At 60.5% G+C, this 20235-nt stretch carries 19 protein-coding genes; 11 read left to right on the top strand and 8 right to left on the bottom strand.

From position 1 onward, the window contains the following. Positions 1–113 precede the first annotated feature (113 nt). From J1N02_RS11985 to gcvH, 3 genes are all read left to right on the top strand, one after another. Positions 114–1730 carry an ABC transporter permease gene (locus tag J1N02_RS11985; RefSeq protein WP_421147375.1) on the top strand — a complete coding sequence of 539 codons (1617 nt, stop codon included), beginning with the start codon at positions 114–116 and terminating at the stop codon, positions 1728–1730. 156 nt (positions 1731–1886) lie between these two features. After that, complete coding sequence (gene gcvT / locus J1N02_RS11980; protein ID WP_146476995.1) at positions 1887–2969, top strand: glycine cleavage system aminomethyltransferase GcvT; 1083 nt, start codon at positions 1887–1889, stop codon at positions 2967–2969. Between the two features lie 52 nt (positions 2970–3021). After that, positions 3022–3405 (top strand): glycine cleavage system protein GcvH, encoded by a 384-nt coding sequence (gene gcvH / locus J1N02_RS11975; protein ID WP_108573418.1) that lies wholly within the window; start codon positions 3022–3024, stop codon positions 3403–3405. A 65-nt stretch (positions 3406–3470) separates the two neighbouring features. On the opposite strand, the gene J1N02_RS11970 is transcribed toward gcvH, so the two are convergent. From J1N02_RS11970 to J1N02_RS11940, 7 genes are all read right to left on the bottom strand, one after another. Further along, positions 3471–4613, bottom strand: a complete 1143-nt coding sequence (locus J1N02_RS11970; RefSeq protein ID WP_421147374.1) for a DegT/DnrJ/EryC1/StrS family aminotransferase — start codon at positions 4611–4613, stop codon at positions 3471–3473. A gap of 159 nt (positions 4614–4772) precedes the next feature. After that, positions 4773–5444 (bottom strand): outer membrane protein, encoded by a 672-nt coding sequence (locus tag J1N02_RS11965; protein ID WP_027608385.1) that lies wholly within the window; start codon positions 5442–5444, stop codon positions 4773–4775. Positions 5445–5607: 163 nt separating this feature from the next. After that, a complete protein-coding gene (locus J1N02_RS11960) occupies positions 5608–5925 on the bottom strand; it encodes a DUF2388 domain-containing protein (protein WP_027608386.1) in 318 nt (105 codons plus the stop codon). 69 nt (positions 5926–5994) lie between these two features. After that, positions 5995–6441 (bottom strand): NfeD family protein, encoded by a 447-nt coding sequence (locus J1N02_RS11955; RefSeq protein ID WP_027608387.1) that lies wholly within the window; start codon positions 6439–6441, stop codon positions 5995–5997. A 10-nt stretch (positions 6442–6451) separates the two neighbouring features. After that, positions 6452–7372 carry an SPFH domain-containing protein gene (locus J1N02_RS11950; protein WP_027608388.1) on the bottom strand — a complete coding sequence of 307 codons (921 nt, stop codon included), beginning with the start codon at positions 7370–7372 and terminating at the stop codon, positions 6452–6454. 77 nt (positions 7373–7449) lie between these two features. Continuing rightward, positions 7450–9129, bottom strand: a complete 1680-nt coding sequence (locus tag J1N02_RS11945; protein WP_421147373.1) for a GspE/PulE family protein — start codon at positions 9127–9129, stop codon at positions 7450–7452. An 83-nt stretch (positions 9130–9212) separates the two neighbouring features. Further along, complete coding sequence (locus tag J1N02_RS11940) at positions 9213–9551, bottom strand: hypothetical protein (protein WP_027608390.1); 339 nt, start codon at positions 9549–9551, stop codon at positions 9213–9215. A 127-nt stretch (positions 9552–9678) separates the two neighbouring features. Here J1N02_RS11940 and J1N02_RS11935 point away from each other — a divergent pair, with 127 nt between their 5' ends. Then, positions 9679–10149 (top strand): Lrp/AsnC family transcriptional regulator, encoded by a 471-nt coding sequence (locus J1N02_RS11935; RefSeq protein WP_010207358.1) that lies wholly within the window; start codon positions 9679–9681, stop codon positions 10147–10149. Between the two features lie 41 nt (positions 10150–10190). On the opposite strand, the gene J1N02_RS11930 is transcribed toward J1N02_RS11935, so the two are convergent. Continuing rightward, positions 10191–11558, bottom strand: a complete 1368-nt coding sequence (locus J1N02_RS11930; protein ID WP_027608391.1) for an inorganic triphosphatase — start codon at positions 11556–11558, stop codon at positions 10191–10193. Between the two features lie 158 nt (positions 11559–11716). Here J1N02_RS11930 and argE point away from each other — a divergent pair, with 158 nt between their 5' ends. The 7 genes from argE (at position 11717) to ssuD (ending at position 20234) form a co-directional block, all read left to right on the top strand. Further along, on the top strand, positions 11717–12865 hold the full coding sequence (gene argE / locus J1N02_RS11925) for an acetylornithine deacetylase (protein ID WP_092355762.1): 1149 nt from the start codon (positions 11717–11719) through the stop codon (positions 12863–12865). Positions 12866–12998: 133 nt separating this feature from the next. Further along, the gene (gene argA / locus J1N02_RS11920) at positions 12999–14300 is read left to right on the top strand and encodes an amino-acid N-acetyltransferase (protein ID WP_027608393.1); all 1302 of its coding nucleotides are present in this window, start codon (positions 12999–13001) and stop codon (positions 14298–14300) included. A gap of 596 nt (positions 14301–14896) precedes the next feature. Further along, positions 14897–16267, top strand: coding sequence for an OprD family porin (locus J1N02_RS11915; protein ID WP_092355760.1), 1371 nt, complete (start codon positions 14897–14899; stop codon positions 16265–16267). A gap of 291 nt (positions 16268–16558) precedes the next feature. Beyond that, positions 16559–17197: a peroxiredoxin gene (locus J1N02_RS11910; RefSeq protein ID WP_027608395.1), complete on the top strand. Its 639-nt coding sequence runs from the start codon at positions 16559–16561 to the stop codon at positions 17195–17197. Between the two features lie 201 nt (positions 17198–17398). Beyond that, the gene (gene ssuE, locus J1N02_RS11905; protein WP_027608396.1) at positions 17399–17992 is read left to right on the top strand and encodes an NADPH-dependent FMN reductase; all 594 of its coding nucleotides are present in this window, start codon (positions 17399–17401) and stop codon (positions 17990–17992) included. Positions 17993–18091: 99 nt separating this feature from the next. Next, entirely contained in the window at positions 18092–19060 is a 969-nt protein-coding gene (locus J1N02_RS11900) for a sulfonate ABC transporter substrate-binding protein (protein ID WP_027608397.1), read from the top strand. Between the two features lie 25 nt (positions 19061–19085). Next, a complete protein-coding gene (gene ssuD / locus J1N02_RS11895; protein ID WP_027608398.1) occupies positions 19086–20234 on the top strand; it encodes an FMNH2-dependent alkanesulfonate monooxygenase in 1149 nt (382 codons plus the stop codon). Position 20235 lies beyond the last annotated feature (1 nt).

Genomic DNA, 20235 nt, shown 5'->3' with positions numbered 1-20235 from the left:
TCGATGTCGGAGTGTCAGTCTACTCATCGTTGACTGATCCACCGCCATCGGGGGCAAGCCCCTCCCACATTGGATTGTGGTGATTTGAAGATTTCATTATTGAGAACCCACCCTTGGCCCACCCCGCCCAACGCCGCTGGTACCTGCCGGTCTTCAGCGTCGCCGCCCTGGTGCTGCTGCCGCTGAGCGTGCTGTTGCTGTCCTGGCAAAGCATCGACGCGCAAATCTGGTCCCACCTGTGGGAAACCCAGATGCCCCGCCTGCTGGGTAACACCCTGACCCTGGTGCTGGGCGTCGGCGTCGGTGTAACCCTGTTGGGCGTCAGCCTCGCCTGGATCACCAGCCTCTGCGAATTCCCCGGCCGGCGTTGGCTCGACTGGGCGTTGATGCTGCCCTTTGCCATTCCCGCCTATGTGCTGGCCTTCGTGTTTGTGGGCCTGCTGGATTTTTCAGGCCCCGTGCAGACCCTGCTGCGCGAGTGGTTCGGCACCGGCTTGCGCCTGCCGCGGGTGCGCTCCACCAGCGGTGTGATCATCGTGCTGGTGCTGGTGTTCTATCCCTACGTGTACCTGTTGGCGCGCAGCGCATTCCTCGCCCAGGGCAAGGGCCTGATGGAGGCGGCGCGGGTGCTGGGACAGTCGCCCTTGCGGGCATTCTGGCATGTGGCCCTGCCCATGGCGCGGCCGGCGATAGGAGCCGGGGTGGCGTTGGCACTGATGGAGACACTGGCGGATTTCGGTGCGGTGTCTGTGTTCAACTTCGATACGTTCACGACCGCGATCTACAAGACCTGGTACGGCTTTTTCAGCCTGTCCAGCGCGGCCCAACTGGCCAGCCTGTTGCTGTTGGTGGTGATGCTGGTGCTGTATGGCGAACGGCGTGCCCGGGGCGCCAGTCGATCCAGCAATGAACGGCCACGGGGCAAGGCGCTGTACCACTTGCGCGGGTTCAAGGCGGCGGCTGCCAGTGCCTGGTGTGGATTGGTGTTTGCCTGTGCCTTTGTCATCCCGATGCTGCAATTGGTCGCCTGGTTCTGGCAGCGCGGCCGGTTCGACCTGGATGAGCGCTATTCGGGCCTGATCGTCCATACCCTCTACCTGGGTGGTATCGCGGCGCTGATCACGGTCAGCGTGGCGCTGGTACTGGCCTTCGCCAACCGCCTGGCGCCGACCCGGGCGATTCGCTCCGGTATCAGCCTGGCCAATGTCGGCTATGCCTTGCCGGGCTCGGTGCTGGCGGTGTCGATCATGCTGGCGTTCAGTTACCTGGACCGTGAGCTGGTGGTGCCGCTGTCCGGCTGGCTCGGCGGGGCGGGCAAGCCATTGTTGCTGGGCAGTCTGTCGGCGCTGGTGCTGGCGTATCTGGTGCGCTTTCTGGCCGTGGCCTACGGGCCGCTGGAAAACAGCCTGGCGCGCATCCGGCCTTCGTTGCCGGAAGCTGCCCGCAGTTTGGGCGTGAGTGGGCCGCGACTGTTTTGCAAAGTGTATCTGCCGCTGTTGCTGCCCGGCACCCTGAGTGCAGCACTGCTGGTGTTCGTCGACGTGCTCAAGGAAATGCCCGCAACCCTGCTGATGCGCCCGTTCGGCTGGGACACCCTGGCGGTGCGGATCTTTGAAATGACCAGCGAAGGCGAGTGGGCGCGGGCTTCTCTGCCGGCCTTGACGCTGGTGCTGGTGGGGCTGCTGCCGGTCATCGGGCTGATCCGACGCTCCGCCCGACCAATCGGTTAGGTGCCAGTCCTACGGCTTGCGGCTACAATGCGCGGCATTCGGTGCGGTCCGTCCTTCGGATCGAGTCGCTGTACGTGGCTGCAGGCCTTGTCATTCAAGGTGTCCGGCACGGGCAACGGCGCTGCGCACCTTCGCCAAGCCCGGAAGGAGAAACCCATGGGACAGCGTACGCCTCTGTATGACCTGCATCTCGCCCTCGGCGCGAAAATGGTCGATTTTGGCGGTTGGGATATGCCTTTGCACTACGGCTCGCAAGTTGAGGAGCACCATCAGGTGCGGCGCGACTGCGGGGTGTTCGATGTATCTCATATGACCGTGATCGATATCACCGGCCCCCAGGCCAAGGAATGGCTCCAGCACCTGCTGGCCAATGATGTCGAGCGTTTGCATGGCTGTGGCCGTGCGTTGTACAGCGCCATGCTCAATGAGCAGGGTGGCGTGGTGGACGACATGATTGTCTATCGCACCGAGACCGGATACCGGCTGGTGGTCAACGCCGCCACCCGAGACCAGGACATGGCCTGGATCCAGGCGCAACTTGGCAGCTATCAGGTGCACCTGCATGAGCGGCCCGAGTTGGCCATGCTCGCCATTCAAGGTCCCCATGCCCGGCAGAAGATTGCCGAGCTGGTCACCCAGTCTCGCGGTACCCTGATCCACCAGCTCAAGCCCTTTGAAGGGCATGCCGACGGCGATTGGTTTATCGCCCGCACGGGTTACACCGGCGAAGACGGCCTGGAAATTGTCCTGCCTGCCGATCAGGCGCCGGGGTTTTTCAACGATCTGGTCGGTGCGGGGATTTCCCCCATAGGCCTCGGCGCGCGGGACACCCTGCGGCTGGAAGCCGGCATGAACCTGTACGGCCAGGACATCCATCAGAACGTTTCGCCCCTGGCGGCCAACATGGCCTGGAGCATCGCCTGGGAACCTGCCGAGCGCAACTTCATCGGGCGTGCGGCGCTGGAAGCCGAGTTGGCGGCCGGTGTGCAGTTCAAACTGGTCGGGCTGGTACTGGAAGAACGTGGGGTTTTACGCGCTCACCAGGTGGTTCGCATCGCCAATGTTGGCGAAGGGGAGATCACCAGTGGTAGTTTCTCTCCTACGCTGAGCAAATCCATTGCCCTGGCGCGTGTACCGACGGCGACTGCCGATCGGGCCGAAGTGGAAATCCGCGGCAAGTGGTACCCGGTTCGAGTGGTCAAACCGACCTTCGTGCGCCATGGCAAAACCTTGATCTAACTATTTCCGGCAGGCCAATGGCTGCTGACATTTCTTCTTGAGGACACAGACTATGAGCGATATCCCTGCCGACCTGCGTTTTGCCGAAAGTCACGAATGGGCCCGTCTGGAAGCTGACGGTACGGTGACCGTCGGGATCTCCGATCATGCTCAGGAAGCTTTGGGTGATGTGGTGTTTGTTGAGTTGGCCGAAGTCGGCGCTACGTTTGAAGCCGAAGGCCAGGCAGGTGTGGTTGAGTCGGTGAAGGCTGCTTCGGATATCTACGCCCCGGTTGCCGGTGAAGTGATTGCCGTCAACGAAGAGCTGGGTGGCAGCCCTGAGCTGCTGAACTCCGACCCTTACGGCGCGTGGATCTTCAAGCTCAAGCCAAGCAACCCGGCTGATCTGGAAAAGCTGCTGGATGCGGCTGGCTACAAGGCGGTCATCGGCGAGTAAACGCTAGACCCCTGTGGGAGGGGCCTTGCTCCCTCCCACATTCAACCGTGCAGGGCCACGAGTGTTCAGTCCGCCTTCAGGACCGCCTTTACCGCCGCCACCGACCGCTCCACATCTGCCTCTGTCATCGCCGTGAACATCGGCAACGACACGATCAAACGTCCAACCTTTTCCGCTACCGGGAACATACCTTCCTTGAACCCCTGTGCCCGATACAGGCTCAGCAGGTGAATCGGCGGGTAGTGATAGCCAATGCCAACACCCTGTGCCTGCATTTTCTCCATGAAGGTGGCGCGGGCGGGCAGCCCGTCTTGGCGCTCCGGCAGCACCAACTGGAACAGGTGCCAGTTGCTGTTTTCGAAGTCGGCCGGCGGCAGTTGCGCGCCGTACTTTTCTTCGAAATCACTGCCGAAACATTTGAAGTAGTGCCGGGCCAGATGCTGGCGATGGGCGGTGATCTTCTCGATGTGGGCAAACTGCCCCAGGCCGATGGCTGCAGCGATGTCGGTCATGTTGAACTTGCCGCCCAGTACATCCACGTCCAGGCCGTCGAAGCCGGTGCGGGTGACGCCCTGCAGGCGGTATTTTTCCGCCAGGCGGGCTTCTTCGGCATTGTTCAACACCAGGCAACCGCCCTCGGAAGAGGTGATGTTCTTGTTGGCCTGGAAGCTGAACGATACAAAGTCCCCGGTGGAACCGATGCGTTCGCCATCCCAACTGGAGCCCAGGGCCTGGGCGGCGTCTTCGACGATGCGCAGGTTGTACTTGTTGGCCAGTGCGTACAGCATCGGCATGTCCAGGGGCAGGCCGGCCAGGTACACCGGGATGATCGCCTTGGTGCGCGGGGTGATTGCGGCTTCCACCTGGGCCAGGTCGATATTGCGGGTGACCGGGTCGATGTCGGCGAACACCGGCGTGGCGCCTACTTCCAGGATCACGTTGGCTGTTGCGACCCAGGAGATCGGTGTGGTGATGACTTCATCGCCGGGCCCGATACCGGCGATACGCAAGGCGATCTCCATGGTGCAAGTGCCCGAGTTGAAGGTGCGCACCGGCCGGCCGCCAAAGTATTCCGATAGCTGCGCCTCGAAAGCCTGCACTTTCGGTCCGCTGGTGACCCAGCCCGAGCGCAGTACATCGCCGACCGCCGAGATGGTGGCTTCATCGATGGTAGGTTTGGAGAACGGCAGAAAGGGCTGTTGGCTCATGACGACGAAGGCATCCGTTTCAGATTGGCGATGAGTAAGCGAGGGTTCAGTCCCGGCATGGTGGCACGGTTAGACTGAATATAGCCTGTCGCCTGTGAATGAATCGTCATGCCACGGACACGGAAGTGCCGCTTGAACGGCGGCATGTCCTGTTGCCGGTCAGAAGTACACACGGGTTTCAAAGAACACACTCTGCTCCTTGAGCTTGCCCTTGAGCTGTTCATCACGAGCGTTTATCCGGTTGGTGAAGGTGTTGTAGCCGGTCTCGATACGGCCCATGTCCACGTAGCGCCAACCTGTGCCAAAGGCAATGCGGTCGTTGACCTTGGCATCCAGGCCCAAGCCTACGCTGTAGGCAAAATTATATTGGCGGTGGCTGGCAAAGCGACGGGTGTCATTGCTCTGAAAACCCTCGGCATCAATTTGCGCGACGCCCATCCCCGCCATGCCGTAGAACGAGAGCCAATGGGTGAGCGGTATGTTTTTATAGCCGTTGACCATCAAGCGCTGGCTGTCCGCTTCAAGACGGTTGACGTTGGCATTGAAGGGCGACCAGAAGGAGTCGAAGGTCGAGCTGCCGGAGAGGGTGTATTCCCCTTCCGCGCGCCAGCCATTGGCGAAGGCATAACCTACCGCGTAGGATCCGGTGAATGTTTTAGTGCTATCAGGCGCTTCCACTCGTTCGTTGACGCGCGGGCTGGTCAACAGTGCGCTGGATAGGTTCTGGCGTGCACTGTTGAATTTTGCCGAGCCGTACCAGGCCTCTGCCTGTGCATAAGGCGTTGCAATAGCAGTGAGGAACAGAAAGGAAGATAGTTTTCGCATGGTTATCGATTCACTGAGGGGAAGGGTGGAATCGATAGCTTGTCGTCGGGCGAGTGCAGTGATCGAGAGGACTTCTCCTGTTCAATCGTCAACTCATCAGTCTTTGCTGTAGGAAGAAAAGCGGCACAAAAAAGCCGCTCCCAGGGAGCGGCTGTTTTAACCGGCGGTTTTACTCGGCGGCGATAGCGTTTTTCGCCAGGATGGCGTTGGCCAGTTCCATATCCGTGGCCTGCAGGCCAGGGTTATCGGCGCGGACTTTCTGCATGGCGGCTTCCAGGTACGGGCCGCGGATACCGCCGTCGCTGGCAACGAAGCTGCCTGCGTCGTCTTGTGCGGCAACCACCAGCTTGTGGTCCTTGAAGGTCAGGTAGGTCGAGCCGGTCGTGGCGCCCGACGAGATGACATTGCGCCAGAAACTGTCGGCCATGGCTGAACCGACAGGAAGGGAAAGCACAGCGAGGGTAGCGACAGCATATTTAAGACGCATGATGGGTGACTCCGGGTGGGTGATCTGTACCGTTTGATTGCAGTTAGCCCAGCCGAGTTCCATCACTGACTAAACAGTTTCTACCTTCAAGATCACGCCATCCAGGCCCACCACACGCACTTGAGCGCCTACAGGGCTGTCAGGGCCGGTTACCATCCAGACACCGTCACCGACTTTTACCTTGCCCCGACCCTCCACAATCGCCTGATGCACCACGAACACACGGCCGATCAGCTCCGAGCCACGCTCGTTGAGCCCCGGCTGGTCACTGGCTTTGGCACTGCTGCGCTGGCGTTTCCACCAGTACACCGCTGTCAATATCGACAGCACAGCGAACAGCAACAGTTGCCACTCCAGCCCGAGCGGCGGCACCAGAAACTTGATCACGCCCACGGCTGCCGCAGCTATGCCCATCCACAGCAGGTAGCCACCGGCGCCGAATACTTCAAGAATCAATAGCACTGTACCCAGTGCGAGCCAATCCCAGAACGAAAGATGCTGCAGGAAATCCCACATGGCGATCGCCTCAGGCTTTCTTGTTGTCGAAGGTTGCCTTGACGATTTCGCCGATGCCGCCGACAGCGCCGATCACCTGGCTGGCTTCCAGCGGCATCAGGATCACTTTGCTGTTATTGGCCGACGCCAATTTGCCAAGGGCATCGATGTATTTCTGCGCGACGAAGTAGTTGATGGCCTGTACGTTGCCGGTGGCAATCGCTTCGGAAACCACCTGGGTCGCGCGGGCCTCTGCCTCTGCCTGACGCTCACGGGCTTCAGACTCCAGGAATGCGGCCTGGCGTCCACCTTCGGCTTCAAGAATCTGTGCCTGCTTCTTGCCTTCGGCCGTCAGGATCGCCGATGCCCGCAGGCCTTCGGCTTCCAGGATCTGTGCACGCTTGATCCGCTCGGCTTTCATCTGGCCGGACATGGCGGCCATCAGGTCGGCGGGCGGGCTGATGTCCTTGATTTCGATCCGGGTGATCTTGATGCCCCACGGCGCCGTGGCTTCATCGACGGTGCGCAGCAGTTTTTCGTTGATGCCGTCACGCTGGCTGAGCATGGCATCCAGCTCCATGGAGCCGAGCACCGTGCGGATATTGGTTTGCAGCAGGTTGCGGATAGCGTGTTCGAGGTTGTTGACCTCGTAGGCGGCCTGGGCGGTATTGACCACCTGGAAGAAGCACACGGCGTCGATCTGCACGGTGGCGTTGTCGGCGGTGATGACTTCCTGGGGCGGGATATCCAGCACGCTTTCCATCACGTTGATCTTGCGGCCGATGCGGTCCATGACCGGGATGATGATGTTCAGGCCCGGCTTGAGGGTGTTGGTGTACCGGCCGAAGCGCTCGACGGTCCACTGATAGCCCTGGGGTACCACCTTGAAGCCCATGAACAGGATGGCGATGGCCAGGCCCACGAAAAGAAGCAGTACGGTTCCGATCTGCATAGCGATTCCCTATCTGATGGTGTCAGTTAAACGACGTTCGGCGGATTGTAACGGTCTTGTCACCGATAAGAACGGTTTCAGCACGGCGTAATCAACGCATTTGTTACCGAATCCCCAGGCGTCACTCGCAATACCTCGGCCATTGTGGTCAGCCCCGCCTTGACTTTACCCACGCCGGCCATGCGCAGGCCGCACATGCCTTGCGCCACCGCCTCCCTGCGCAGGGACTGCGCGTCGGCGCCTGGCGTGATCAGCGCCTTGAGCGAGTCATTCAGCAACATGATCTCGTAGACCCCGGCGCGCCCGCGAAAGCCGCTGTTTCGACATTCTGCACACCCTACCGCTTCGTGAGCATCGCCCGCCACCCGCTTGCAATGAGGGCACAGCAAGCGCACCAAGCGCTGCGCCATTACGCCCAATAAGGTGGCCTTGATCAAATAATGAGCAATGCCCAGTTCCTGCAAGCGGCTGATGGCGCTGGGCGCATCGTTGGTGTGCAGCGTCGAGAGCACCAAATGCCCGGTCAATGCGGCCTGGATCGCCATCTCGGCGGTTTCCCGATCGCGGATCTCGCCGATCATGATGATGTCCGGGTCCTGGCGAAGCAGGGCTCGGATGCCGCTGGCGAAGGTCAGGTCGATATTGGGCTGTACCTGCATTTGGTTAAACGCCGGCTCGACCATCTCGATCGGGTCTTCCACGGTGCAAAGATTGACCTCCCGGGTCGCCAAGTGTTTGAGCGTGGTGTAGAGGGTGCTGGTCTTGCCTGAACCGGTAGGCCCCGTGACCAGGATGATGCCGTTGGTGTGGCGCGTCATGTCGTGCCATCGCTGCTGGTCCTCGGCCGACAAGCCCAGCTCGTCAAAGTCCTTGAGCAGCACCTGCGGGTCGAAAATCCGCATCACCAGTTTTTCGCCAAAGGCGGTGGGCAGGGTCGACAGCCGCAACTCGACTTCTGTGCCGGCAGGGCTTTTGGTCTTGACCCGACCGTCCTGGGGTTTGCGTTTTTCCGCCACGTTCATCCGCCCGAGGCTTTTCAGGCGGCTGACCACTGCCATCGTCACCTGGTGGGGAAATTGATAGACGTCGTGCAGCAGCCCATCAATGCGAAAGCGCACGCGGCCTTGTTCACGGCACGGCTCGATATGAATATCACTGGCCCGCTGGGCGAACGCGTATTGCAACAGCCAGTCGACTATATTGACGATATGCGCGTCGTTGGCGTCCGGCTCCTGGTCGCTGGCGCCGAGGTTGAGCAACTCGACGTTGCCAGGCCCCGCGACCTTTTGATCCGCACCGCTGACGGACTTCGCCAGCCGGTAGAATTCGCTGATACAACGCTGAATGTCCTGGGGGTTGGCAACCACGCGCCTGATCGAGCGCTGGAGCACTTGTGCCAGTCCCGATTCCCAACTGGTGACATGGGGCTGGGCGCTGGCAACGGTGACGGTCTGCGCGTCCACGGCTACCGCAAGGATAGCGTGGCGTTGGGCAAACGCGTGGGACATCAGCGGCACGACCGTTGCGACATCGATCTTCAGCGGGTCGATACGCCAATAAGGTTGCCCCACATGTTGGGCAAGCCACTGGGTCAGGGTTTCCAGGGAAGGCCCAAGGGCGGCGATGCACTCCAACGGGTGCTGGGCGTTGCCGATGGGCAGCGCTGATAAGCGCTGCGCGATGTCGGGAGCAATCACCCCTCCCTCGACCAGTGCCGGGAGCAACTGATGCAGTTCCAATCGGTGATCAGCAGGCATGAAGGTGTTCCTGGGTAGCCTCGGAAGAAATTTCAGGCTAGCCAGCCGCCGAATATCTTCCTCCCAACGTATGTTGCAGGCCTTTACCTAGCTGCTGCCGCCACGGCCGCAGGCCCCACGGAATCAGCGCGCCACACGTGCAGCGTGCACACGCTGATCAGGTTTCGAATCTTTTCGGCGATCACTTGGGCGCGATGCCAGCTCAGGCTATCCATCACGATATCGATGTTCAGCAGGTCTTCCTGGCGGCTCACGTTGACCTGGCTCGGTGTCAGGAACTGCAACGCAAAATAGTTGAGTACCCGACACAACACATCGGGCTCCGCCTCGGCGACGATCCGGTAATGCGCCTGGCAATGGGTGCTGCTGGCAGCCCACGCATCGACGCGGGTCAGAGGGTGGGTGGTTTCGACGGCATGCATGCTGACTCTCCAGATTCGACTGGAGAAATTTTTACATTCGCTTCGGGAGATTTCTTATCTAAGATGGGCATGATTTGCGATTAATCGAATCGTTCAATTCAGAAAAGACAGCCTTCAAGGTATTTTTATGCATAGCGAATTGGACGCCTACGACCGCCGCATCCTGGCCCTGCTGCAAGAGGACGCCTCGCTGTCCAGCGCGCAGATCGCCGAACAGGTCGGCCTGTCCCAGTCGCCGTGCTGGCGACGCATCCAGCGGCTCAAGGAGGAAGGAGTGATTCGCGGCCAGGTCACTCTGCTGGATCGCAAGAAGATCGGCCTGAATACGCAGATCTTTGCCGAGGTCAAACTCAACGCCCACGGCCGATCCAACTTCACCGAGTTCACCGACGCGATTCGTGGGTTTCCGGAAGTGCTGGAGTGCTATGTGCTGATGGGGGCGGTGGATTTTCTGCTGCGCATCGTGACGTCGGACATTGAGGCGTACGAGCGGTTTTTCTTCGAGAAGTTATCGATGGTGCCGGGGATTCAGGAGGTCAACTCGATCGTGGCGCTGTCCGAGATCAAGTCGACCACCAGCCTGCCAGTATTGCGCTGACAGGATCGGCCTCATCGGGGGCTAGGCCCCCGATGGCGATATTACAGGCGCAGCAGGGTCTTCCAGGCACGGTTCTGATACACCGCAATCGCCTGATGCATGCGCGCATCCAGCGACTCGTCGGTGATCGGCTGGTTGGCCAGTTGCGCCAGCTTGTTCAGCTCGCCGTACAAACGATCCAGTTCCGCAATGTCCACCACGTTACGCGCATGGTGCAGCCAGGCCTGGATGCGTTCGATGCGCGGCAGTTGCTCGGCCAGGTCTTCCGGTTGCTGCTGGTAGCGCGGCAGTTGCAGGGCGACGGCATCGTCGGCCAGCAGGCGCGGCAGCCAGTTGGTGATTTGCGCGGCGCCCTGGCGGTTGCCGCGCACGTTGCGGTCGGCAGTCCAGGTGCGGGCCATCAGCCAGCGTGACATGTTCAGCGAGAACAAGCCCCAGCGCACGTCGTCCAATTCTTCGGCAAACTGCTCGGGTGCGGCTTTGCGGATGTCTTCGTCGTCGTCACCGGCCTGGACCAGCGGGCGCCAGTCTTCCAGCAGTGCATCGAGTGCGCTGCGCAGTTCGCTGGTGGATTGACGCGGCGCGGCCTGGCCGAGGCTGCCGATCAGGGCGCGCAGTTCGCCGAGGTTGTCGACCCAGTCCTGCAGCAGACGCCAGTGGCCATTGAAGCGGTATTGCTCGGCGAGGCGCTGGCTGCTGCCGAGCAGGTGCCACATGATTGCGGCGAAGGCGTCGTCCAGCGGCATTTCGGCGTGGATCTGCGGCGCCGGCAGGCTCAGGGAGTAGCTGCTGGCGTCGTACAGGCGGTAGCCGCGCTCGGCCTTGCTGATGTCACACGGCATCAGCGCGAGGGTGGCGGCCAGCTCGGCGGCCAACTCCAGCAGCGCAGCCGGCTCGCCTTCGCGCAGTTCCAGTTCCAGCTCGCAGATTTCTTCTTTCTGCTTACCCACGACCACATGGCCCAGGTCCAGGGCGGCTTCGATCACCACCTTGGCCTTGCCACGGCCCCAGGCGATTTCGGCGCGCTCGCGCACGAAGTCGGTGGTGAAGATCGGCTTGAGGGTCTTTTTGTCCAGCTCGGCCAGTTGCTCGGGCCAGCAATCGCCGTCGAGTTTCTTTACGTCGAGCTTGGCCTTGGGCAGGTCCCAGTTGTACTCATTGCGTTCCGACAGGCCGGCGACGCTTTGGCCACGGGTCTTGAGGGTCTGGATAATCTCGTCACCGTCCTTGCGCAGGCGCAGGGCGACTTTGGCCTGGGCCAGGTCACGCTCGGGGGTGTCGAAGTACTGGTTCATCAACTCACGGCGTTCCCAGCCACTTTTGTTGCGTTTTTTCAGTAGCGGGTGCTCACGCAGCGCGGCGAGTGTTTCGCGGCTGACGCGGAGCTTGATTTCGGTTTCTTTCTGCATGGCCGGAAAATCCAGGATCGGGAGCGCAGCCGGGGAAAAGAGTGGCTGCCAAGGTCGTGCAGTGTACAGGACTGAGCCCGGCAACGCGCCGCAACGGTTTATTGTCTCGTGCAGATGCCTCTATAGTGGGGCTCATCCGGGAAGTAGGGAGACCGCGTATGCCGTTACCGTCCATGAAAGAGCAGTTCGCCGCGCTGATTGCCGCGCCTTCGGTGAGTTGCACCCAGGCGTCTCTCGACCAGACCAACCGACCGGTGATCGATTTGCTCGCCGGTTGGTTGGGCGACCTGGGGTTCTCCATTGACATCCAACCGGTCAGCCCCGGCAAATTCAACCTGCTGGCCAGCTTTGGCACAGGCCCCGGCGGCCTGGTATTGGCCGGCCATAGCGACACCGTTCCTTATGACGCTGCGTTGTGGAAGACCGATCCGCTCAAGCTGACGGAAGTCGACGGCCGCTGGGTAGGATTGGGCAGTTGCGACATGAAGGGTTTTTTCGCGCTGGCGATTGAAGCGGTGTTGCCGCTGCTGGACCAACCGTTCAAGCAACCGTTGCTGATCCTCGCCACCTGCGATGAAGAAAGCTCCATGTCCGGTGCCCGAGCATTGGCCGAAGCCGGGCGCCCGCTGGGCCGGGCGGCGGTAATCGGTGAACCGACCGGCCTCAAGCCGATCCGCCTGCACAAAGGCGTGATGATGGAGCGCATCGACATTCTCGGCCAAAGCGGCCATTCGTCGGACCCAAGCCTGGGCCACAGCGCCCTGGAAGCCATGCATGACGCCATCGGCGAGCTGCGCGGCCTGCGCCTGGCCTGGCAGCGCGAGTACCGCAACCCGCAATTCAGCGTGCCGCAACCGACCATGAACTTCGGCTGTATCCATGGTGGCGACAACCCCAACCGCATCTGTGGCCAATGCTCCCTGGAATTCGACCTGCGGCCCTTGCCGGGCATGGACCCCGCAGTGCTGCGTGCGGCGATCCGGCAAAAGCTCGAACCCCTGGCCGAGCGCCATAAGGTCAAGATCGACTACGCGCCGTTATTCCCCGCAGTGCCGCCGTTCGAGCAGGTCGAAGACGCCGAGTTGGTGCGGGTCGCGGAACGATTGACCGGGCATCGTGCCGAAGCAGTAGCGTTCGGCACCGAAGCGCCTTATCTTCAGCGCCTTGGTTGTGAAACCCTGGTGCTCGGCCCTGGCGACATCGCCTGTGCCCACCAACCGGGCGAATACCTCGAAATGTCACGCTTGACGCCTACAGTGCGTCTATTGCGGGAACTGATCGAACATTACTGCCTGAAACCTGCGTAAATTAACCCCTGTCCATTCGTACATAAGGAGAGCGAGCGTGTCGCCAAGCCTGTTCCGACGATAACCATCAGCCCGCTGTGCGTTTTCACGACTCATCCTTTTTCGGCTGCTTTTTATTACAGGCCCAGGTTCCATGCCCGACTACGTTAATTGGCTTCGTCACGCTTCGCCCTACATCAACGCCCACCGCGACTGCACCTTTGTGGTCATGTTGCCCGGCGACGGTGTGGATCATCCGAACTTCGGCAATATCGTCCACGACCTGGTGCTGCTCCACAGCCTGGGCGTGCGTCTGGTGCTGGTGCACGGTTCGCGCCCACAGATCGAAGCGCGCCTTGAAGCGCGTGGCCTGGTCCCGACTTACCATGAAGGCATGCGCATCACCGATGCCGCGACGCTGGAGTGTGTGATCGACGCGGTCGGCCACCTGCGTATCGCCATCGAAGCGCGCCTGTCGATGGACATGGCCTCGTCGCCGATGCAGGGCTCGCGCCTGCGGGTGGCCAGCGGCAACCTGGTGACGGCGCGGCCTATCGGCGTGCTTGAAGGCGTGGATTACCACCACACCGGCGAAGTGCGCCGGGTCGACCGCAAGGGCATCAATCGCCTGCTGGATGAGCGCTCCATTGTGCTGCTGTCGCCCCTGGGCTATTCGCCGACGGGGGAGATCTTCAACCTGGCCTGCGAAGACGTCGCCACCCGCGCCGCCATCGACCTGGGGGCGGACAAACTGCTGCTGTTCGGCGCTGATCTCGGCCTGATCGATGAAAATGGCCGCCTGGTCCGCGAATTGCGCCCGCAACAAGTACCGGCACACCTGCAGCGCCTGGGCAGCAGCAACTACCAGTCCGAATTGCTTGATGCAGCGGCCGAGGCTTGCCGGGGCGGGGTAGGGCGCAGCCACATTGTCAGCTACGCCGAAGACGGTGCCTTGCTCACCGAACTGTTCACCCGCGATGGCGGCGGCACGCTGGTGGCCCAGGAGCAATTCGAACGGGTGCGCGAGGCGGCGATTGAAGACGTCGGCGGCTTGCTCGACCTGATCAGCCCGCTGGAAGAACAGGGCATCCTGGTGCGCCGTTCGCGGGAAGTGCTCGAGCGTGAGATCGAGCAGTTCAGCGTGGTGGAGCGCGAAGGCATGATCATCGCCTGTGCGGCGTTGTATCAGATCGCCGATTCGGACGCGGGTGAACTGGCTTGCCTGGCGGTGAACCCGGAGTACCGCCATGGCGGGCGGGGTGATGAGCTGCTGGAGCGTATCGAAACCCGTGCCCGGGCGCAGGGGTTGAAGACGCTGTTCGTACTTACCACGCGGACTGCCCACTGGTTCCGTGAGCGCGGCTTTGTGCCGAGCAGCGTGGATCGCCTGCCCTCGGCACGGGCCTCGCTGTACAACTACCAGCGTAACTCGAAGATTTTCGAGAAGGCCTTGTAGAACCCTACCCCCAAGTCACCGGGCAGGCTCGTGTGGGAGCCTGCCGTCACGCACGACTAAAGTTTAAGCATTCTTGATCTGACGCCGATAACAGGTGGGCGGCTATGGATAGAGTGTGGACGCTTGCTAATACCTGAATCGTCGAATGGGCGGCTTGGACAGCAAAAGAAACGATTAGTGACACAAAAACTGTAACAAATTGACGGGAGGATGTGCCTTTGGCCATGATGGCGTCGCCTTTTTGATCGTGGGTGACGTATGCAACAGCGCGGCCACACTAATCGATCTAAAAAAGCTCTAACAAATACCCTTTAGGAATTAGCTTGTGTGGCGCGTGGTCTATGCTGGCCTGTCCACGTCACGGAAAGTCTTATTCCTGAATCGTATGAAAAAGAATGAAATAATTCTTTTTGGGTGTATGAAAAACTCATTACCCTGCAGGGACCAAATCAACGGTGGTTAGACGAAGGTAGTAGACACACAAGGTTACGATTGACTTGTCAGTCACTATCCGGTGCTAATCGCGCATCTGTGGATCGAGGGCGTCAGACCCGAGACCAAAGAAATACAAAAATTAGAAACGAGAGGAGCGGTACATGAAGAAGTCCACCTTGGCACTGTCTGTAGCTTTGGGCGTAATCGCTCAGCAAGCAGGCGCTGCCGGTTTCATCGAAGACAGCCACGCCACACTGAGTGCGCGTAACTTTTACATCAACACCGATAACCGTGATGGCCACCCATCGTCGACCTCGAACACCCGCAGCAAGAACGCTGAATGGGGCCAAGGCTTCGACCTGCGTTTCATCTCGGGTTACACCCAAGGTACCGTTCAGTTCGGCGTTGATGCGATCGGCCTGTACGGCGTGCGCCTGGATTCGAGTCGTGCTGAACACGGTAACTACAACGGCACCGCATCTGGCGGTACTGTGTTCCCGAGCGATGGCAACACGGCTGTTAACGATTTCGCCAGCCTGGGCGTGACCGGCAAGGTCAAGATCTCCCAAACCGAACTGAAGTTGGGCACCCTGCAGCCTAAGTTGCCGGTTATCGTGACCAACGATGGTCGTCTGCTGCCGCAGACCTTCCAAGGTGGCCAGATCACTACCAACGACATCAAGGATTTGACCTTGGTTGCTGGTCAGGTGGAAAAGGCCAAGGGTCGTAACTCCAGCAACAACGAAAACCTGTCGATTGGTGGTGCCAACGGTAGCTCCAACTACAACACAGGCACTTTCGTTAACAAGTTCTACTATGCGGGTGGTGACTACAAACTCACCAAAGACCTGACCGCCCAGTACTACTACGGCAACCTGGAAGACTTCTACAAGCAGCACTTCCTGGGCCTGACTCACAACTGGGCAATCGGCCCGGGCGTTTTGAAGTCTGACCTGCGTTATTTCAACAGCTCCGACGATGGTAAAAACGGCAACACCCCTGCTTACTACAGCAGCGGTAACTACAACGGTTTCAGCGGCGGCAAAGGTAAGGTTGATAACAACCTGTACAGCGGCCTGTTCCTGTACACCGTTGCCGGCCACACTTTCGGTGGTGGTTACCAGGTCAGCAACGGCAGCAGCGACTTCCCTTGGTTGAACCAGGGCGACGGTTCGTCGGCTTACCTGACGACTGACATGCAGATCCAGAAGTTTGCCCGCGCCGGCGAGCGTACCTGGCAAGCTCGCTACGCTTACGACTTCGCTAAAGTCGGCGTACCTGGCCTGACTGCTGGTGTCGTTTACCTCAAGGGTAGCGACATCGACACCGTAGGCACCAACGCTGGTCGTACTGAAATCACCGGTCAATCCGAGTGGGAACGTGACATCACCGTTGCTTACGTGATTCCAGAAGGCCCGCTGAAAAACCTTGGCGTTGCCTGGAAAAACGCTATGTGGCGCACCGACCTGGCGAACACCCGTTCCCAGGACGAAAACCGCCTGATCGTCAGCTACTCGCTGCCACTGTTCTAGTCGCGTGAAGCTGTTGTAAGACCGTAAAACCTTGCCCGGCGCACGCCGGGCAAGGTGTCTTGCTTTTCAAGTCGGGCTAAACCCCCGCAAGCCCTTCCTGAACCCCTCTTTGTACAGCGTCTCAAGGCCTTCTCGAACCTTGGAAACGATGTTGCGCCTCGCCCTTTCCCGCGTCCAATGAACAGATTTTTAATATTCCTTTATCGTCTAGATAAATCGATATTTATTCTTTTTAAATAATCCGCAATCCATGCACAGTGGGCTCCATAAGCACTCAACAGGAGCCACACCATGAGCCTAAGACTGGGCGATATCGCCCCCGACTTCGAACAGGATTCCAGCGCCGGCAAGATTCGTTTCCACGAATGGCTGGGCGACAGCTGGGGTGTGTTGTTTTCCCACCCGGCGGACTTCACCCCGGTGTGCACCACGGAGCTGGGCTTCACCGCCAAGCTCAAGGACGAGTTCGCCAAGCGCGGCGTCAAGGCCATCGCCCTGTCGGTGGACCCGGTGGATTCGCACCACAAGTGGATCGAAGACATCAACGAAACCCAGGCCACCGTCGTCAACTTCCCGATCCTGGCTGACGCCGACCGCAAGGTTTCGGACCTCTACGACCTGATCCACCCGAATGCCAGTGACACCCTCACCGTGCGTTCCTTGTTCGTGATCGACCCGAACAAGAAGATCCGCCTGACCATCACCTACCCGGCCAGCACCGGCCGTAACTTCCACGAAATCCTGCGGGTCATCGACTCGCTGCAACTGACCGACAACTACAAAGTCGCCACCCCCGCCAACTGGCAGGACGGTGATGAGGTGGTGATCGTGCCGTCACTCAAGGATGAGGAAGAGATCAAGAAGCGCTTTCCGAAGGGCTATCGGGCGGTGAAGCCGTATTTGCGGCTTACTCCACAGCCCAATCGTTGAAACTGAATCACAGCAGGGGTTTTCAGGCCGTTTCTACGGCCTTTTTTTTCGCCTGGCGACCTACAAACCTCATATGCATTTAAAGAATAAACAAATGAAAAAATAAGATTTATAGATATATGAATCTGCTGATAAGGTCTGTTCCATCTTGGCGCCATCGCCACACAGCGAACCGCCGGCACTTGCTCAAGGAATTCCTGCATGTTGGTCGTAACACTTGGAGGCAGTCCCAGCCAGCGTTCCCGCTCCGGGGTCTTGCTGGAAAAAACCCGTCAGTGGTTGCAAGACAAAGGCGTTGAAGTGGTGAGTTACCAGATACGGGACTTCCCGGCTGAAGACTTGCTGCATGCACGCTTCGACAGCCCCAAGGTCATTGACCTGCTGCAACAGGTGGCTAACGCAGATGGCCTGGTGATCGCCACGCCGGTGTACAAGGCTTCGTTCTCCGGTGCGTTGAAAACCGTGCTCGACCTGCTGCCGGAGCGCGCCCTGGCCCACAAGGTTGTGTTGCCGATGGCGACCGGCGGCAGCATCGCTCACATGCTGGCGGTGGATTACGCCTTGAAGCCGGTATTGTCGGCCCTCAAAGCCCAGGAGCTGCTCCACGGCATCTTTGCCGAAGACAGCCAGATCGCCTACGGCGAAGGCAGTGCCCAGGCACAACTGGTACCGGTCCTCGAACACCGTTTGCACGAGGCCCTGGAGACGCTTTACGGCGCCATGGCCCGTCGTCCGAAACCGTTGGACCCGCATGTGTTGAATGAACGTTTGTTGAGTGCTCGCTGGAGCATTTAAGTCAGCCTCACCGCTATATAGATGTACTCACCTTACTCAGCCGCCAACGGCCAAGCAGGTGCAGCCAACCCCCTCATCGCACTATTTGGAGAGAGCGCCATGCGCACTGTCATCTTGCGTCGTGGTCTGGTCGCACTGTTTGCTGCGGCTGTGTCCTTCGGCGCCATTGTTCAGGCTCAAGCCGCCGAGACCCTGCGGATCGGTTACCAGAAATACGGCACCCTGGTGCTGCTCAAGGCCAAGGGCACCCTGGAAAAACGCCTGGCCGCCCAAGGTGTGCAGGTGCAATGGACCGAGTTTCCCGGCGGTCCGCAACTGCTCGAAGGCCTGAACGTGGGTTCCATCGACTTCGGTGTCACCGGCGAAACCCCGCCGGTCTTCGCCCAGGCCGCCGGTGCCGACCTGCTCTACGTGGCCTACGAGCCGCCAGCGCCCACCAGTGAAGCGATCCTGGTGCCGAAAGACTCGACGATCAAATCGGTGGCCGAGCTCAAGGGCAAGAAAGTCGTGCTCAACAAAGGCTCCAACGTGCACTACCTGCTGGTGCGTGCCCTGGAAGACGCCGGCCTGAAATACACCGACGTGCAGACCGTGTTCCTGCCGCCCGCCGATGCCCGTGCCGCCTTCGAGCGTGGCAGCGTGGATGCGTGGGTGATCTGGGACCCGTACCAGGCCGCCGCCGAGAAACAACTGCAAGCGCGCACCCTGCGTGACGGCACCGGCATCGCCGACAACCACCAGTTCTACCTGGCCACCAAGCCGTACGCCGAAAAGCATCCGGAAGTGGTCAAGGCGCTGATCGAAGAAGTGCGCGCGGTGGGCGAGTGGTCCAAGGCCAACCCCCAGGAAGTGACCGAGCAAGTCGCGCCGCTGCTGGGCCTGCCGGCCGACATCACCCTGACCTCAGTGAAACGCCAGGGCTACGGCGCGCTGTTCCTGACCCCGGAAGTGGTGGCGGCCCAGCAGAAAATCGCCGACAGCTTCTACCAACTCAAATTGATCCCCAAGCCCTTGAGCATCAAGGACGTGATCTGGACGCCACCGGCTGCCGTGGCTAAAGCGCCGTAATCCGATTTCTTCAGGAGACAACTCCATGAGCCTCACTATTTTCTGGTTCCTGCCTACCCACGGCGACGGCCATTACCTTGGCACCGCCGAAGGCGCTCGCGCCGTTGATCACGGTTATCTGCAGCAAGTGGCCCAGGCCGCTGACCGCCTGGGATTCGGCGGGGTGCTGATCCCCACCGGTCGTTCCTGCGAAGACTCGTGGTTGGTGGCCGCCTCGCTGATCCCGGTGACCCAGCGTTTGAAATTCCTTGTCGCGCTGCGTCCCGGGATCATTTCCCCGACGGTGGCGGCGCGTCAGGCCGCGACCCTGGACCGCCTGTCCGGCGGCCGCGCGCTGTTCAACCTGGTGACTGGTGGTGACCCGGAAGAGCTGGCCGGCGATGGCTTGTTCCTCAGTCACGAAGAGCGCTACCAGGCTTCGGTGGAGTTCACCCGCATCTGGCGCCGCGTGCTGGAAGGCGAAACCGTGGATTACGACGGCGAGCACATCAGCGTCAAAGGCGCCAAGTTGCTCTACCCGCCGATCCAGCAACCGCGCCCGCCGCTGTACTTCGGCGGTTCCTCCGAAGCGGCCCAGGACCTCGCCGCCGAACAAGTGGAGATGGTGCTGACCTGGGGCGAGCCACCGGCCGCCGTCGCCGAGAAGATCGAGCAGGTGCGGGCCAAGGCGGCGAAACTCGGGCGCACCGTGCGCTTCGGCATTCGTCTGCATGTGATCGTGCGTGAAACCAACGAAGAAGCCTGGAAAGCCGCCGACAAACTGATCTCCCATCTGGACGACGACACCATCGCCCGTGCCCAGGCTTCCCTGGCGCGCTTCGATTCTGTCGGCCAGCAGCGCATGGCGGCCTTGCATGGCGGCAACCGCGACAACCTGGAAGTCAGCCCCAACCTGTGGGCCGGCGTCGGCCTGGTGCGTGGCGGTGCGGGCACCGCGCTGGTGGGCGATGGCCCGACGGTTGCCGAGCGGGTCAAGGAGTACGCAGCGCTGGGCATCGACACCTTTATCTTCTCCGGTTATCCACACCTGGAAGAATCGTATCGGGTCGCCGAGCTGCTGTTCCCGCACCTGGATATCGAACGTCCCGAGCTGCCGAAAAGCGCCGGTTACGTAAGCCCGTTCGGCGAAATGGTCGCCAACGACATCCTTCCCAAAGCTGCGTCACAGAGCTGAG

This window comes from Pseudomonas sp. NFX5 (assembly GCF_049132125.1).
Classification (GTDB): domain Bacteria; phylum Pseudomonadota; class Gammaproteobacteria; order Pseudomonadales; family Pseudomonadaceae; genus Aquipseudomonas; species Aquipseudomonas marginalis.
The sequence above is the reverse complement of the archived record's forward strand: the minus strand, read 5'-3'. Positions and strand labels throughout refer to the sequence as shown.

Coding starts and splice junctions, on each gene's coding strand:
- gcvT (WP_146476995.1), top strand. CDS start 1,887: ATGGGACAGCGTACGCCTCTGTATGACCTGCATCTCGCCCTCGGCGCG.
- gcvH (WP_108573418.1), top strand. CDS start 3,022: ATGAGCGATATCCCTGCCGACCTGCGTTTTGCCGAAAGTCACGAATGG.
- J1N02_RS11970 (WP_421147374.1), bottom strand. CDS start 4,613: ATGAGCCAACAGCCCTTTCTGCCGTTCTCCAAACCTACCATCGATGAA.
- J1N02_RS11960 (WP_027608386.1), bottom strand. CDS start 5,925: ATGCGTCTTAAATATGCTGTCGCTACCCTCGCTGTGCTTTCCCTTCCT.
- J1N02_RS11955 (WP_027608387.1), bottom strand. CDS start 6,441: ATGTGGGATTTCCTGCAGCATCTTTCGTTCTGGGATTGGCTCGCACTG.
- J1N02_RS11950 (WP_027608388.1), bottom strand. CDS start 7,372: ATGCAGATCGGAACCGTACTGCTTCTTTTCGTGGGCCTGGCCATCGCC.
- J1N02_RS11945 (WP_421147373.1), bottom strand. CDS start 9,129: ATGCCTGCTGATCACCGATTGGAACTGCATCAGTTGCTCCCGGCACTG.
- J1N02_RS11940 (WP_027608390.1), bottom strand. CDS start 9,551: ATGCATGCCGTCGAAACCACCCACCCTCTGACCCGCGTCGATGCGTGG.
- J1N02_RS11935 (WP_010207358.1), top strand. CDS start 9,679: ATGCATAGCGAATTGGACGCCTACGACCGCCGCATCCTGGCCCTGCTG.
- J1N02_RS11930 (WP_027608391.1), bottom strand. CDS start 11,558: ATGCAGAAAGAAACCGAAATCAAGCTCCGCGTCAGCCGCGAAACACTC.
- argE (WP_092355762.1), top strand. CDS start 11,717: ATGCCGTTACCGTCCATGAAAGAGCAGTTCGCCGCGCTGATTGCCGCG.
- argA (WP_027608393.1), top strand. CDS start 12,999: ATGCCCGACTACGTTAATTGGCTTCGTCACGCTTCGCCCTACATCAAC.
- J1N02_RS11915 (WP_092355760.1), top strand. CDS start 14,897: ATGAAGAAGTCCACCTTGGCACTGTCTGTAGCTTTGGGCGTAATCGCT.
- J1N02_RS11910 (WP_027608395.1), top strand. CDS start 16,559: ATGAGCCTAAGACTGGGCGATATCGCCCCCGACTTCGAACAGGATTCC.
- ssuE (WP_027608396.1), top strand. CDS start 17,399: ATGTTGGTCGTAACACTTGGAGGCAGTCCCAGCCAGCGTTCCCGCTCC.
- J1N02_RS11900 (WP_027608397.1), top strand. CDS start 18,092: ATGCGCACTGTCATCTTGCGTCGTGGTCTGGTCGCACTGTTTGCTGCG.
- ssuD (WP_027608398.1), top strand. CDS start 19,086: ATGAGCCTCACTATTTTCTGGTTCCTGCCTACCCACGGCGACGGCCAT.